Annotated in this window: 10 protein-coding genes and 2 pseudogenes; 7 read left to right on the plus strand and 5 right to left on the minus strand. The window is 69.8% G+C overall.

The window, feature by feature from the left end:
- The 4 genes and pseudogenes from ku to B0F77_RS49640 all read left to right on the plus strand — a co-directional run.
- On the plus strand, positions 1-831 hold the full coding sequence (gene ku, locus B0F77_RS05430) for a non-homologous end joining protein Ku (protein WP_342746777.1): 831 nt from the start codon (positions 1-3) through the stop codon (positions 829-831).
- Positions 832-2,274: a non-homologous end-joining DNA ligase gene (gene ligD, locus B0F77_RS05435; protein WP_086661664.1), complete on the plus strand. Its 1,443-nt coding sequence runs from the start codon at positions 832-834 to the stop codon at positions 2,272-2,274.
- Positions 2,264-3,136 (plus strand): non-homologous end-joining DNA ligase, encoded by an 873-nt coding sequence (gene ligD / locus B0F77_RS05440; protein WP_086661665.1) that lies wholly within the window; start codon positions 2,264-2,266, stop codon positions 3,134-3,136. The genes ligD (B0F77_RS05435) and ligD (B0F77_RS05440) overlap by 11 nt, the downstream gene beginning before the upstream one ends.
- A gap of 38 nt (positions 3,137-3,174) precedes the next feature.
- A pseudogene (locus B0F77_RS49640) lies at positions 3,175-3,297 on the plus strand (GrpB family protein); the annotation flags it as partial.
- Between the two features lie 48 nt (positions 3,298-3,345).
- Here the strand turns inward: B0F77_RS49640 and B0F77_RS05450 are convergent.
- Positions 3,346-4,257 (minus strand): annotated as a pseudogene (locus B0F77_RS05450) (helix-turn-helix domain-containing protein); the annotation flags it as partial.
- Positions 4,258-4,310: 53 nt separating this feature from the next.
- Between B0F77_RS05450 and B0F77_RS05455 the strand changes: the two are divergent.
- Together B0F77_RS05455 and B0F77_RS05460 are read left to right on the plus strand one after the other, a co-directional pair.
- Positions 4,311-4,721, plus strand: a complete 411-nt coding sequence (locus B0F77_RS05455) for a cupin domain-containing protein (protein WP_086661666.1) — start codon at positions 4,311-4,313, stop codon at positions 4,719-4,721.
- The gene (locus B0F77_RS05460; RefSeq protein ID WP_086661667.1) at positions 4,718-7,450 is read left to right on the plus strand and encodes an AfsR/SARP family transcriptional regulator; all 2,733 of its coding nucleotides are present in this window, start codon (positions 4,718-4,720) and stop codon (positions 7,448-7,450) included. Before B0F77_RS05455 ends, B0F77_RS05460 begins: the two co-directional genes overlap by 4 nt.
- Before the next feature lie 683 nt (positions 7,451-8,133).
- Here the strand turns inward: B0F77_RS05460 and B0F77_RS05470 are convergent.
- The 4 genes from B0F77_RS05470 to B0F77_RS05485 form a co-directional block, all read right to left on the minus strand.
- Positions 8,134-9,657 carry an ATP-binding cassette domain-containing protein gene (locus B0F77_RS05470; protein ID WP_086661669.1) on the minus strand — a complete coding sequence of 508 codons (1,524 nt, stop codon included), beginning with the start codon at positions 9,655-9,657 and terminating at the stop codon, positions 8,134-8,136.
- Positions 9,658-9,662: 5 nt separating this feature from the next.
- Positions 9,663-10,541 carry an ABC transporter permease gene (locus tag B0F77_RS05475; protein WP_086661670.1) on the minus strand — a complete coding sequence of 293 codons (879 nt, stop codon included), beginning with the start codon at positions 10,539-10,541 and terminating at the stop codon, positions 9,663-9,665.
- Positions 10,542-10,665: 124 nt separating this feature from the next.
- On the minus strand, positions 10,666-11,571 hold the full coding sequence (locus tag B0F77_RS05480) for an ABC transporter permease (protein WP_086661692.1): 906 nt from the start codon (positions 11,569-11,571) through the stop codon (positions 10,666-10,668).
- 45 nt (positions 11,572-11,616) lie between these two features.
- Positions 11,617-13,380, minus strand: a complete 1,764-nt coding sequence (locus tag B0F77_RS05485) for an ABC transporter substrate-binding protein (protein WP_245847840.1) — start codon at positions 13,378-13,380, stop codon at positions 11,617-11,619.
- 45 nt (positions 13,381-13,425) lie between these two features.
- Between B0F77_RS05485 and B0F77_RS05490 the strand changes: the two genes are divergently transcribed.
- On the plus strand, positions 13,426-14,253 hold the full coding sequence (locus B0F77_RS05490) for a M55 family metallopeptidase (protein ID WP_211293672.1): 828 nt from the start codon (positions 13,426-13,428) through the stop codon (positions 14,251-14,253).
- The last annotated feature ends 37 nt before the right edge of the window (positions 14,254-14,290 follow it).

Genomic DNA, 14,290 nt, shown 5'->3' on the forward strand with positions numbered 1-14,290 from the left:
ATGAGAATGAGATCCGTGTGGCGTGGGGCCATCTCCTTCGGGTTGGTGACGATCGCCGTGCGCCTCTACACGGCTGTCGAGGAGCACGACTTCCGTTTCAACCAGGTGCACCGGGAGGACGGCGGGCGCATCAAGTACAAGCGCGTCTGTTCGGTGTGCGGCAACGAGGTCGAGTATTCGGATATCACCAAGGGCTATGAGCTGGACGACGGCCGGATGGTGATCATGGAGAACGAGGACTTCGAGAAGTTGCCGGTGAAGACCGACAAGTCGATCGATGTCCTGGAGTTCGTGCCGGTGGAGGAGATCGATCCGATCTTCTTCCAGAAGACGTATTACCTGGAGCCGGACAAGGCGGCGGCGCGGCCGTATGTGCTGTTGCGGGACGCGTTGGTGAAGACGGGTCAGCTGGCGGTCGTGAAGATCACGATTCGGCAGAAGGAGACCCTTGCCACGATCCGGGCGCGCGATGACGTGCTGGTGATGCACACGATGTTGTGGCCGGACGAGATTCGCAAGGCGGAGTTCGACTTCCTGGACCAGAACGTCGAGGTGCGGCCGCAGGAGTTGAAGATGGCGACGTCGTTGGTGGAGTCGATGGCCGGGGACTTCGATCCGGACACGTTCACCGATGACTACCGGGACGCGTTGGAGAAGGTCATCGCGGCGAAGGCCGAGGGTGCGGAGTTGCCGGAGCAGCCGGAGGCCGAGGACAAGGGCGATGTCATCGACCTGATGACCGCGCTGGAGCGCAGTGTGGAGAAGGCGAAGGCCGGGCGGAAGGGTGCGGCGAAGAAGGCGCCGCCGAAGAAGAAGGCCTCGTCGGCGTAGATGGCCGGGCTCGACGAGTACCGGCGCAAGCGGGATCCGGCGAGGACGCCGGAGCCTGTGCCTGATGCTGAGGTGCTGCCTCGGGGTAATAACGACACTTTTGTGATTCAGGAGCATCACGCGAGCAGCTTGCATTGGGATGTGCGGCTGGAGCGTGATGGTGTGCTGGTGTCGTGGGCGGTGCCGAAGGGTTTGCCGCCTACGACGGATGTCATCCGGCTTGCTGTGCACACCGAGGATCACCCCCTGGAGTACGCGGAGTTCTCGGGGAGGATCCCGAAGGGCGAGTACGGCGGTGGCGAGATGGTCATCTGGGATCGTGGCCGGTACGAGACGGTGAAGTGGTCGGATCGCGAGGTCGACGTGGTCCTGCACGGTCGTCGGGTCGAGGGTCAGTTCGTGTTCTTCCGGTCGGGGGCCGATGGCAAGAACTGGATGATGAAGCGTCGGCATGCTGCGGCGCGTCCGGACTGGGCGGTCCTTCCTGAGCAGGTCAAGCCGATGTTGGCGGTGCCTGGTCCCCTCCCCCAGGACGATGATGATCTTTGGGCCTATGAGTTCAAGTGGGATGGTGTCCGGGCGATCCTGCGGGTCGAGGGTGGCCGGGTGCAGGCCTGGTCGAGGTTGGGCAACGACATCACCGTCGCGTATCCGGAGCTGCAGGGTGTCGGCGAGCAGCTCGGTTCCACGGAGGCGCTGCTGGACGGTGAGATCGTCGCGTTGCAGAACGGCCGGCCGAGTTTCAGCGCGTTGCAGAACCGGATGCATGTGAGCAAGTCCGATGCCGCGCGGCGGGCTGCCCGGCAGTACCCGATCACGTTGCTGTTGTTCGATCTGCTGCATCTGGACGGTCGTTCGACGTTGCAGCTGCCTTTTCGGCAACGGCGGGAGTTGCTGCGGGAGCTGGAGTTGAAGGGGTCGCACTGGCTTACTCCCCCGTCGTTCGACGCGGATGGTGCGGCGGTGCTGGCGGCGAGTCGTGAGCAGGGGTTGGAGGGGGTGGTGGCGAAGCGGCTGGATTCGCCCTATCAGCCGGGTGCGCGGTCGCCGGTGTGGCGCAAGATCACCGACCTGATGGCGCAGGAGGTGGTGATCGGTGGCTGGCGGATGGGTGAAGGCAAGCGGGCCGGGGTGATCGGCGCGTTGTTGCTGGGTATCCCTCAGGACGGTGGGCTGGCGTTCGCGGGTTCGGTGGGTACCGGGTTCAACGACGCTGAGTTGGCGGTGTTGACGCCGCGGCTGAAGGCGTTGGCGCGCAGGACGTCGCCGTTCGTGACGGAGATGCCGAGGGAACGGGCGAAGGGCGCGAAGTGGGTGGAGCCGGAGCTGGTGGCGGAGGTGGTGTTCCGGCAGTGGACGCCGGACGGGCGGATGCGGTTTCCGGCGTGGCGGGGTCTGCGGCCGGACAAGTCGCCTGGGGAGGTGCGTCGCGTTGAGCAGTGACGCCACGGTGCGGGTCGAGGACCGGGTGTTGAAGCTGACGAACCTGGACAAGGTGTTGTATCCGGGGTTCGGGTTCACCAAGGGCGAGGTGATCGACTACTACACGCGGGTCGCTCCGGTGCTGCTCCCCCATCTCAAGGATCGTCCGGTGACGTTGAAGCGGTATCCGAACGGGGTGGACGGGAAGTGGTTCTTCGAGAAGAACGCGCCGGAGCACCGTCCGGAGTGGGTGCGGACGATGCGGCTGGAGTCGCCGGGTAGTTCGAAGGGCAACGAGACGGTCAACTACGTGATGGTGGACGAGTTGGCGACGTTGGTGTGGCTGGCGAATCTGGCGGCGTTGGAGTTGCACGTGCCGCAGTGGACGGTGGGGCCGCGTGGGGGTAAGCGGGATCCGGATCTGCTGGTGTTCGACCTGGATCCGGGTGCGCCGGCGACGGTCGTGGAGTGTTGCCGGGTCGCGGAGCGGGTGCGGGTGGTGCTGGATGACGACGGTGTGGACTCGTGGGTGAAGACGTCGGGTAACAAGGGCATGCAGGTGTATGCCCATGCGCCGGCGAAGGACACGTCGGAGTACGCCAATGAGGTGGCGCGGCGGTTGGCGAAGGAGCATCCGAAGCTGATCGTGGCGACGATGGCGAAGGCTCAGCGCGCGGGGAGGGTGTTCATCGACTGGTCGCAGAACAATCCGGCGAAGACGACGGTGGCGCCGTATTCGTTGCGGGCTCGGGAGCGGCCGGCGGTGTCGACGCCGGTGACGTGGGACGAGGTCGAGGACTGCGAGGTCGTGGAGGATCTGTTGTTCACGGCGGACGAGGTGTTGGAGCGGGTGGACGCGGCGGGTGACCTGTTCAGGAGTTGATATTCTGGCTGACTGCTCACTTTTGCGAGGGGGACGCCATGAAGATCGAGCTCGCCGACTACGACGCCGCGTGGCCGGGTCTCTACCAGCGGGAACGTGCCAGGGTGCTGGGGGTGCTGCCGGGTGCCGAGTTGGAGCACGTGGGGTCGACGTCGGTGTCGGGGCTGTGTGCGAAGCCGGTGGTCGACATGATGCTGGTGGTGGACGACGCGGCGGATGAGGGCGCGGAGGTTGGCGGCGGTGCCGAGGCCGGTGCGGCGGGCGACGACGTCGAGGCGGGACTCCCCCAGTTCGATGAGGCGGCGGGCGAGGGTGACGCGTTCGCCGGTGAGCCAGGCCAGTGGTGTGGTGCCGAGTTGGGCCTGGAAGCGGCGGTGCAGGGTCGCGGGGCTGATGGCGGCTCGGGTGGCCAGGTCGGTGACGGTGAGCGGCTGGTCGAGGTGGTGCTGGGCCCAGGCCAGCAGGGGTGCGAGGGATTCGTCGGGCAGGTCGGGCATGGGGCGTTCGACGAACTGTCGTTGGCCGCCGTCGCGGTGGGCGGCGAAGACGAGCCTGCGGCTGACGGCGTTGGCGATCTCGGCGCCGTGGTCGCGGCGGACGAGGTGCAGGCCGAGGTCGAGGGCGGCGGCGCTGCCGGCGGCGGTGAGGATGTCGCCGTCGTCGACGAAGAGCACGTCGGGTTCGAGGTGCACGGCGGGGAACCGGGTGCGGAAGTTCTCGGCCCATTGCCAGTGGGCGGTGGCGCGGCGGCCGTCGAGGACGCCGGCTTCGGCGAGGGTGAAGGCGCCGCTGCAGAAGCCGACGAGGCGGGTGCCGCGGGCGTGGGCGCGGCGGATGGCGTCGAGGACGGCCGGGCGGCGGGGTGCGTCGACGTTGGGCCGGTTGGGGACGATGAGGGTGTCGGCGGTGTCGGCGGCGGTGAGGTCGGCGACGCCGGTGAGGGTGAAGAAGCCGTCGCGCATGGGGGTGTGCGGTTCGGGTGCGCAGAGCTGGAAGTCGTAGAGGTCGCGGCCGATCTCGGGGCGGGTGAGGCCGAAGATCTCGGTGGCGCAGCCGAGTTCGAAGGGGTTGGAGTTCTCGTCGACGATCACGACGACACGGTGCGAGGATTCTTGCGGCATGTGCGATTCCTAGCACTCACGCTCGGCGGGCGGTAGCGGCGAGGCTGGAGGGCGTGAACAGCGAACCGATCATCCTCGACCACGCCCTGGCCTCGTTCGACGCTCTGTGGAGCCCGCGGATCGTGACGCGGGTGAACGACTACGACGTCCGTGTCACGAAGGTCCGTGGCGAGCACCTCTGGCATGTTCACGACGACACCGACGAGTTCTTCCTGGTCCTGGACGGGGAACTGCGCATCTCTCTGCGTGAGGCCTCGGGCGAGCGCACGGTCGTGTTGCCGCGTGGAGCGGTGTTCACCGTGCCGCGCGGGACGTTCCACAAGCCGTTCGCGCCCTCTGGCGCGCAGATCCTGTTGTTCGAACCGGCGGGGACGTCGACGGTCGGCGACCGTCATGACGAGGTTCCGGATCATGTGGATGCGACCACCGGGCACGAGCTCTTCGGGAACAATCACGCGGTGTGAGGTTCGGGGTGCTCGGTCCGGTGCTGGTCGACGGTGTGGAGGTCGCCGCGCCACGGCAGCGGGCGTTGCTGGCGATGCTCGTGCTCGACGCCGGGCGGATCGTGGGGCACGGCCAGTTGCTCGGCGGTCTCTACACCTCCCCGCCCGCGGGTGCGGCCAACGCGCTGCAGTCGCAGGTCTCGCGGCTGCGCAGGACCGTGCCCGGCCTGGTGATCGAGCACCACCCCGCTGGATATCGGCTGGTGGCGACGGACGTGGACCTGCTGCGGTGCCTGGAGTTGCTCGACGCCGGGCGCGGTGCGGAGGCGCTGGGGTTGTGGCGGGGCACGGCGCTGGCCGACGTCGACGCGCCGTTCGTCGTCGCGGCCAGGCAGCGGCTGACAGAAGTGTTCATCAACTGCGCACTGTCCGGCGGGACCTCGAACGTCCTGCGGGAGTTGGTCGCGGAGCACCCGCTGCGGGAGGACGTCCGGGCGGCGTTGATGCGCTCGCTGCACCGCGACGGCCGGCAGACCGAGGCCCTGGAGGTGTTCGCGGCGGGCCGTGCGTTGCTGGCCGAGGAACTCGGTGTCGATCCCTCCCCCGATCTGGCCGCGGCGCACCTGGAGGTGCTGCGGGCCGAGGCGCCACATCGGGGTGTGCCCGCGCAGCTCACGAGTTTCGTCGGACGTGACGACGATCTGCGTCGCGTCGCGAAGTGGCTGCGGGAGAACCGGCTCGTCACGCTGATCGGGCCCGGCGGTACCGGCAAGACCCGCCTCGCCGTGGAGGTCGCGCATCGCGAACCCGGCGAGGTGGCGTTCGTCGATCTCAGCGCCACCACCGATGTCGCCAGGGCGCTGCTGGACGGTGTCGGGGTGCGGGAGGCCGGGCTGCTGTCGGCGGGGCCGGTCAGCGTCGAGGAACGGGTGCGGGCGGCGCTGGCCGCGCGCGAGGTGGTGCTGGTCGTCGACAACTGCGAGCACGTGATCGACGAGGCCGCGCGGGTGCTGGGCGGGGTCTTGTCGGCGTGTCCGGACGTGCGGGTGCTCGCGACGAGCCGGGAGCCGCTGGGGATCACCGGTGAGACGCTGAGCCCGGTCACCGCGCTGGACGACGAGGCCGCCGTCGCGCTGTTCCGCGACCGGGCGCAGGCCGTGAAGCCGGGGTTCGCCGCTGATCAGGACGTGATCGCGGAGGTGTGCCGGCGGCTGGACGGGATCGCGCTGGCCATCGAACTGGCGGCCGCGCGGGTGCGGTCGTTGCCCATCGGCGAGATCGCGGCGCGGCTGGACGACCGGTTCCGGTTGCTCTCGCGCGGCAGTCGTACCGCCGCGCCCCGGCACCGCACGCTGCACGCCGTCGTGGAGTGGAGCTGGGACCTGCTCTCCGACGCCGAACGTGACCTCGCCGCGCGGTTCACGGTGTTCTCCGGAAGTGCCGATCTGGATGCCGTCGCCGGCGTCACCGAGTCCGATGTGACTGTGTTCGACATAGAGGCACTGTCGTCGTTGGTGGACAAGTCACTCGTCGAGGTGGCCGACGACCGGTACCGGATGCTCGACACCATCCGGGCGTTCTGCGCCGCCCACGCGCCCGATCTGCGGGAGCGGCACGCCCGCTGGTTCCTCGCGCTCGCCCAGCAGACCGAACCGCACCTGCGGGCGCACGAGCAGGTGCGGTGGCTGCGCGGGCTGGCCGCCGACCACCACAACCTCGTCGCGGCCGTCACGTGGGCGACCGGGAACTCCGTCGAGCTCGCGCTGGAGCTCGTGGCGGCGCTGGCGACCTACTACTGGTTCCGCGGGCTGCGCACGGAGGCCGCACAACAGGCCGACGCCGTGCTGCACGCGTGCGGAGAGACACCCCCGGCCGGGCGCGAGCAGGAGTACGCGTTGTGCCTGCTGATCGCCTGGCCCGTCGCGTCCGGGGACCAGTCCGCGCGGATCCGGCAGGCCGATGCGTTGCTGGAGCTGATGCGGGAGCCGCCGCGCTACCCGATCATGACCATGATGTGGGGCATGGCGCTCGGTGCGCCGGAGGCCGAGTCGCAGCTGTGGCACCGCCGCAACCGGCTGCTGGGCACCGACCCGTGGAGTGCGGCGCTCGCACTCGTCGGCGACGGTCTCGTGGCCCGCATGCAGGGCGATGTCGCGCGTGGCCGGGACCTGCTGGGTGAGGGTGCGGCGGCGTTCGGGTCGGTGGGTGACCGGTGGGGTGCGGCGCTGGCGTTGAACCAGCTCGGCGAGATCGCGCTGGCCGACGGTGACCCCGCGGCCGCCCTGGACCACGTCGGGCGGGCCCGCCGGCTGCTCGCCGAGCTCGGCTCCACCGAGGACACCGCCGAGGTGGTCACCGCGCAGGCGCAGGCCAGGCTCGCGGCCGGTGACCGGGCCGGGGCGCTGGCCGACTTCGACCTCGCGCTCGGCCTGGCCCGCCGCGCCGGAGCGGTCGTGGTGCAGGCGGGCGCCCATCTCGGGCTCGCTGAGCTGGCACGGCTCATCGGCGACCACGCGGCCGCCCGAGCGCACTGCGACCAGGCGTGGGAGCTCACACCCGGTGGCTGGTACGGGCCGGACGAGATGCGCTGCCACATCGCGCTGGAACGCGGCCGGATCGCCCGTGCCGCAGGCGATCTCGGCGAGGCCCTGGCGTGTTTCGACGACGCGCTGGACCGGGCGGTGCGGCAACGCAACCGCGTAACCGAGAACGCGGTGCGCGCGGAACTCGCCGCCCTAGCCGGGCCTTGATCCGCCGCCACCACAGCCACGGCGGCAGCCGGCGGTGGGCGATGAACGTCCACAGGTCGTCCTCGGCGACGTCGTTGGGGTGGCGGCGCAGCACCTCCAGGCACTCCCGGGACACCACCCCGTGCAGCCGTGCCACGTGTGCCAGCGCGGTGGCGCCCTGCTGGCGGACCTCGATGCGGTTGTGGTCCAACGCGCGTGCGACGCGGTACAGCGCCACCCACGGATCCGGATACGACAACGCCAGGCCGATGACGGAGATGCCGACCATGTCCTCTCCGCGGTCGAACGCCGCGTCGACCTCCTCCGGCCGGTCGGTGCCCATCAACGCCGAGTAGCTGCGCCAGTCCATGCCATCCCCACGCATCGCCCGGTCCAGCAGGAACCGCTGCCTGCCGTCGGAACGCTCCCCCGTGCGTTCCCAGTCCGCGGCTAAGTAGCGCCACACCGCCGCGGTGTCCGCGCGTGAGGTCGAGGCCAGGATCCGGCACAGCTCCAGCACGTGTTCCGGCTCGCTGGCCTCGGCGAGTTCGCCCAGCACTCCTGGCGGGCGGCCCAGGTCGTTCCACGCCAGCCAGGCCAGCGTCGGCACCTCGTGCACGTGCACCCAGCCGTCGGCCCCGCCCCGCCCGATCTCCGCAGGCGTCAGCGAGGCCCGGTACCGGGCGTGTTCGATCGGGATCACGTCAGACCTGAGGCACCGCGCGCAGCAAGGCGCGGGTGTAGTCGTGAGTGGGGTTGAGCAGCACTTGTTCCACCGAGCCTTGTTCCACGATCTTCCCCTGATGCATCACCGCGACCCGGTCGGCGATCTGCCACGCCAGCCCGAGGTCGTGCGTGATGATCAATGAAGCAAGGCCCAGCTCACGCCGCAACCGGAGCAGCAGCGCCACGATCTCCCCGCGCACCGAGGCGTCGAGCGACGCGACGGGCTCGTCGGCCACCAGCAGACGGGGCTCCAGCACCAGTGCTCCGGCGATCACCACCCGCTGCTGCTGACCCCCGGACAGCTCGTGCGGCAACGCCTCCAGATACAGGCTCGCCGGCCGTAGCTCCGCGCGTTCGACAGCGGCTGTGACCTGCGATTCCTCGTCGCCGGGAAAGCCGTGCACCCGCAGTCCCTCCGCGACCGCGTCGTGCACTTTGTGCCGCGGGTTCAGCGCGCTCGCGGGGTCCTGCAGGACCAGCTGCACCTGGCGTCGGAAGGCCTTGAGCGCCTTGCCCTTGCGAGGCACCTCGACACCGTCGAAGATCACCCGACCGGAGGACGGTGCCCGCAGCCCCATTATGGTACGAGCCAGTGTCGTTTTGCCGGAGCCGGACTGCCCGACCAGTGCCACGATCTCGCCCCGCCCGATCGTCAGATCCACCCCGTCGACCGCGCGGGTCCGGCCGTAGTCCACCACCAGATCCCGCACCTCGAGCAGCGGCGGTGGTTCGGGTGCGGGCTCGGCCCAGCGGTGCGCCGGATCGCCGATCACCGGGAACGCCGCCGTCAGCGCCGCCGTGTGCGGGTGCCGCGGGTTCGCGATCACCTCGCGCGTGCGGCCGCGTTCCACCAGTTCGCCGCGGTGCATCACCGCCAGGTCGTCACACGTCTCGGCGAGCACCGACAGGTCGTGGCTGATCATCAGCAGCCCGAGGTCCTGCTCGGCGACCAGCCGTTTCAACACGCCCAGCACCTGCGCCTGCACCACCACGTCCAGCGCCGTCGTCGGCTCGTCCGCGATCACCAGCCGAGGCCCGCACGCCAGCGCCATCGCGATCATCACCCGCTGCTTCTGCCCGCCCGACAGCTCGTGCGGATACGCCCGCGCCTTCTCGTGCGGCAGCTCGACCTGCTCCAGCAACTCACCGACGCTGCCCGTGGTGCCGTGCAGGCGCATCGGCTCGGCGATCTGGTCACCGACGCGCCGCACCGGGTTGAGCGAGTGCATCGCGCCCTGGAACACGATCGACGCCGACGCCCAGCGCACCGCCCGCAACCGGCCCCACGACATCGTCCGCACGTCGTCACCGTCGAGCAGGATCTCCCCGCTCACCTGGGCGGTCCTGGGCAGCAACCGCAGCACCGACATCGCCACCGTCGACTTGCCCGACCCCGACTCGCCCGCCAGCCCGAGCGTCTGACCGGGCTCGAGCGTCAGGTTCACGTCCTGCACGACGCGTTTGTGTCCGTAATGGACGGAGAGGTTCCTCAGTTCCAGCATCTTGGCTACCTCTTCGGCGTCACAACGGCTTCAAGCGCCCGCCCGACCAGCGTGAACGCCAACACGACCACCACGATCGCGAGCCCCGGCGGCAACAGGAACCACCACGCCCGCTGCGGCACCGCCCCGTGCAGCTGAGCCTGGTGCAACATCGCCCCCCACGAGATCCGCGTCGGATCCCCCAGCCCCAAAAACGCCAGCGTCGACTCCGCCACGATCGCCGACGCCACCGCCAGCGTCGCGTTGACCAGCACCAACGGCACCACCGACGGCAACACGTGCCGCCCGATCACATGCCAGTGCCCGCCACCCAACGCCCGCGCGCGTTCCACGAACGGCCGCGCCTCGATCGTCAGCGTCTGCGCCCGCACCATCCGCGCTGTGGACGGCCAGCTCGTCAGCCCGATCGCCAGCACGATCGTGCCCAGCCCTCGCGGCAGCACCGTCGACAACGCGATCGCCAGCACCAACGCCGGCAACACCAGGAAGAAGTCCGTCACCCGCAACAACGCCCCGGCCGCCAGCCCCCCGAAGTGCCCGCTCACGATCCCCACCAGCGTGCCGATCCCCACCGCCAGCACCGCCGCCGTCAACCCGACGAACAACGACGTCCCCGCCCCCTGCACCACCAGCAACGCCACCGACCGCCCGGTGTGATCGGTCCCCAGCCAGTGCCCAGCCCCCGGCGCCTGCCACGGCGCGTCCGTCACCCGCGTCACGTCCAACGCGTCCGCCGGGATGAACAACGGCGCGATCACCGCCACCAGCGCGGCCACCGCCAGAATCGCCGCACCCGCCACACCCGCCCGGTGCGCGAGAAAGCCGCCCACGGCGCCATCGCCGCGACCGGTGCGACCGGACCAACGCGTGCTGAACCTCGTCATGCCGCAGCCACCACCCAGTGCACGTCGCCGCGACGACCGGCCCGACCCGCGCCCAACCCGGCCGCGCCCGTCCCGCGCGCCCCGTGACGACCAGCCCGCCCGCGCCCGCGCGCGCCGACTCCGCTCATACGACCTTCACCCGTGGATCCAGCACCCCGTGCAGCAGGTCGGCCAGCAGGTTCATCACCACGACCGCGCCCGCCGTCACCACCAGCAGCCCCTGCAGCAGGAAGTAGTCGGGCCCGGTCAGCGCGTCGTAGAACAACAACCCCAGCCCCGGCCACGAGAACACCGTCTCCGTCGTGATCGCCCCCGCCACCACCAGCCCGAACCGCAGGAACACCAGCGTGATCGCCGGCAACACCGCGTTCGGCACGGCATGACGGCGGCGCACCAGGTCGTCGCGCAGGCCCTTCGCACGCGCGGTGACGAGATACGGCGCGTGCATCTCCTCCAACAACGACGACCGCATCACCAGCATGTACTCCGCGCACACCACCGCGACCAGCGTGACCGACGGCAGCACCAGGTGATGGCCGACGTCGAGCGCCTGCGAGACGAAGTCCGGTGCCGTGTCGGTGTCGCGCATGCCCCGCGACGGGAAGAGGTCTCCCGTCGCCATCATCAGCAGCATGCCGAGCCAGAACGTCGGCACCGCCCACAACGTCAGCGACACCCCCGTCGTGGCCTTGTCGAACGCCGAGTCGCGTTGCCACGCCGCCCGGACGCCGAGCCACAGGCCGAGCCCGACGGCGATCAGGGTCGAGGTGCCGACCAGCAGCAGCGTCGGGCCCAGGCGTTCCAGGATCACGTCCGCCACCGGGCGCCGGAACGTGAACGACGTGCCCATGTCGCCCTGCAGCAGCGCGGTGACGTAGTCCCAGAACTGGGCGGCCAGCGGGCGGTCCAGGCCGAACTGCGTGCGCAGTTCGGCCTGCATCGCCGCTGTCGTCGGCCGGCCGCGCGTCATCGAGACCACGGGGTCGCCGGGCACCACCCGGAACAGGAAGAAACCCAGCACCGCCACCATCAGCAGACTGACCGCGGCACCACCGAGCCGGCCGGCGAGGCGCACCTACTCGCGCTCCCCGGCCGTGGCGTTGCGCCGGCGCGCGTACACGACGGTCATCAGCACCAGACCGCCGATCACCGCGCCGCCCAGGGCCAGGCCGGCCCACTTGCCGCGCCCGGACTGCGTGACCTGGCCGGCGGGTTCGGCGCCGTAGTAACCCCACATGCCGTTCTGCGCCATGATCACGCCGCCCTCCGCGGGCTGCGTCGTGAACCGGGCGAAGTGGTCGGAGCGGTAGCCCTCCAGCGCGTTCTCGTACGCCAGCACCACCGCGGGCACCTGGTCGTAGAAGCGGGCCTGCATCTGCTTCACGATCTCGACCCGCTTGCCCTCGTCGAACTCCGAGAGCTGCTGCGCGTAGAGCTTGTCGTAGGTCTCGTCGCAGAAGTAGGCGTCGGTGGTGCCGCCCTTGCCGTCCGCGCCCGGCCGCTGCGCGCAGGTGTGCAGGCTCAGGATGAAGTCCGGGTCCACGTTCGTGCCCCAGCCGGAGAACGCCAGGTCGTAGGTCGCCGCCGTGGTCGCCTCGTTGAGCTGGTTGTCCGACACCAGCCGCACGTCCAGCGAGATGCCGATGTCGCTCATCGACCGCTTCAGGTACTCCGAGGCCTGCTCGTCGTAGGCGCGGCCGGCCCGGCCGATCAGCCGCAGCCCGAACCGCGTGCCGTCGGGCTTGCGCGGGAAACCGGCGGCGTCGAGCGCGGCGTTCGCGGCGGCCGGGTCGAACTTGCGCAGCTCGGACGCGCTGGGCTCCCAGTGCCACTTGTCGAACACCGGCGGCACCAGGCCGGCACCCTTCTCCGCGTAGCCGAGGTTCACCCGTGACACCAGCGCGTCGAGGTCGATGGCCTGCGCGATCGCCCGCCGGACCCGCACGTCCTTCAGCGCGGGGTTGCCGTCACCGATCGGCTCACCGGTTCTGGTCTGCGCGCCGGGGTTGATCATCAGCTCGGTGAAGCGGCGGCCCTGCGCCTTGTTGCGGGTGACGCCCGCCTTGCCCTCGAGCGAGTCGAACTGGGCCGGGGCCATCCGGTTGACCAGGTCGACCTCGCCCTTGGCGAGCGCCTGCACGGCGGCGTCGGAGTTCTGGAAGTACACGAAGTGCAGCTCGTCGTACTTCGCCGCGCCGCGCCAGTAGTCCTTGTTGGTCTTGAGCTTGATGAACTGCCCGGCCACGTGCTCGGTCAGCACGAACGGGCCCGAGCCCACGACCGGCATCTGGTCGTTGGCGTAGTCCTTGATGCTGGTGACCTTCTCCCACACGTGCTTGGGCACGATCGGGATGTCCAGGGCCAGCATCGTCACCTGCGGCGCCTTGGTCTTGATCACGACGGTCTTGTCGTCGGGCGCGGTGACGGAGGCGAAGTTGGTGACGAAGCTGCCGTTCGCGGTCCGCGCGACCTCGTCGGTCAGCATCAGGTTGTAGGTGAACGCGACGTCCTGCGCCGTGATCGGCTGCCCGTCGGACCACTTCTTGCCCTCCGGGACGCTGAAGGTCCAGGTGAGCTTGTCGGCCGAGGGTTCCCACTTGTTCGCGACGCCCTCGGTGACCCGCTGGTCGTCGGCCGCGTAGGCGGTCAGGTAGTCGTACATCAGCCGGCCCATCTCGGTGCTCGACTGGAACACCGCGAGGAACGGGTTCATCGAGTCGATCTGCTGCACGATCGCGACCTTGAGAATCACCGGTGCCTGCGCCTGGGCGGTGGCCGGAGCGGCCGACAACCCCAGTGTCGTTGCTATTGCAAGCAACGCGCACGATTTGACCCGCACGAAATACCCCTCTTCCCCAGCAGCCCACCGCTACGTTACCGAGATGTGCGAATCATGATCTCGGCGGACATGGAAGGCGCCACCGGCGTCACCTGGACCGGCGACGTGCTGCCCGGTACTGAGCAATGGCAACGGTTTCGGCGTGTCTTCACCGGAGACGTCAACGCCTGCGTCGCGGGCCTGGTCGCCGGCGGCGCAGACGACGTCCTGGTCAACGAAGCCCATTCCTCGCAACGAAACCTGCTGCTCGAAGACCTCCACACCGAGGCGCGCCTGCTCACCGGCCGGCACAAACCGCTGTCGATGATGCAGGGAGTCGACAGCGGCGTGGACGGCGTGGTCTTCCTCGGCTACCACACCGGCGCGGGCTCACCGGGCGTGCTCGCGCACACCTACCTGGAGAACTCGATCACCGGCGTGTGGCTCGACGGCCTGCCCGCCTCCGAGGGACGTCTCAACGCCGCGCTGGCCGCCGAGTACGGCGTTCCCGTGCTGCTGGTCACCGGCGACGACCTGACCTGCGCCGACGCCGCGGACTACGCGCCCGGCGCCAGGCTGGTCGCGGTGAAGGAGTGCGTGTCGCGCTACGCGGCCGTGTGCCTGCCGCCCGCGGTGGCTTTTTCACAGATCACAGAAGCGGCCACCGCGGCGATGGCGTCCGCCGGGCGGACCGAGGGCGTGGTGTCGGCGCATCGGATCGAGGTCGAGTTCGACGCCACCCACCTCGCCGACGCCGCCGCCGTCGTGCCGACCGTCGACCTCGTCGGGCCACGCCGGGTCGGGTTCGACGCGGCGTCGATGACCGACGCCATGAAAGCCTTCAAAATCGTCACCCACGTCGCCGCCGGCGCGATCGAGGGAATCTACGGATGAACGCCGGCGACAAAGCCCGGCGACAAAAAGCACTGCG

Source organism: Lentzea kentuckyensis (assembly GCF_002150765.1).
Taxonomy (GTDB): domain Bacteria; phylum Actinomycetota; class Actinomycetes; order Mycobacteriales; family Pseudonocardiaceae; genus Lentzea; species Lentzea kentuckyensis.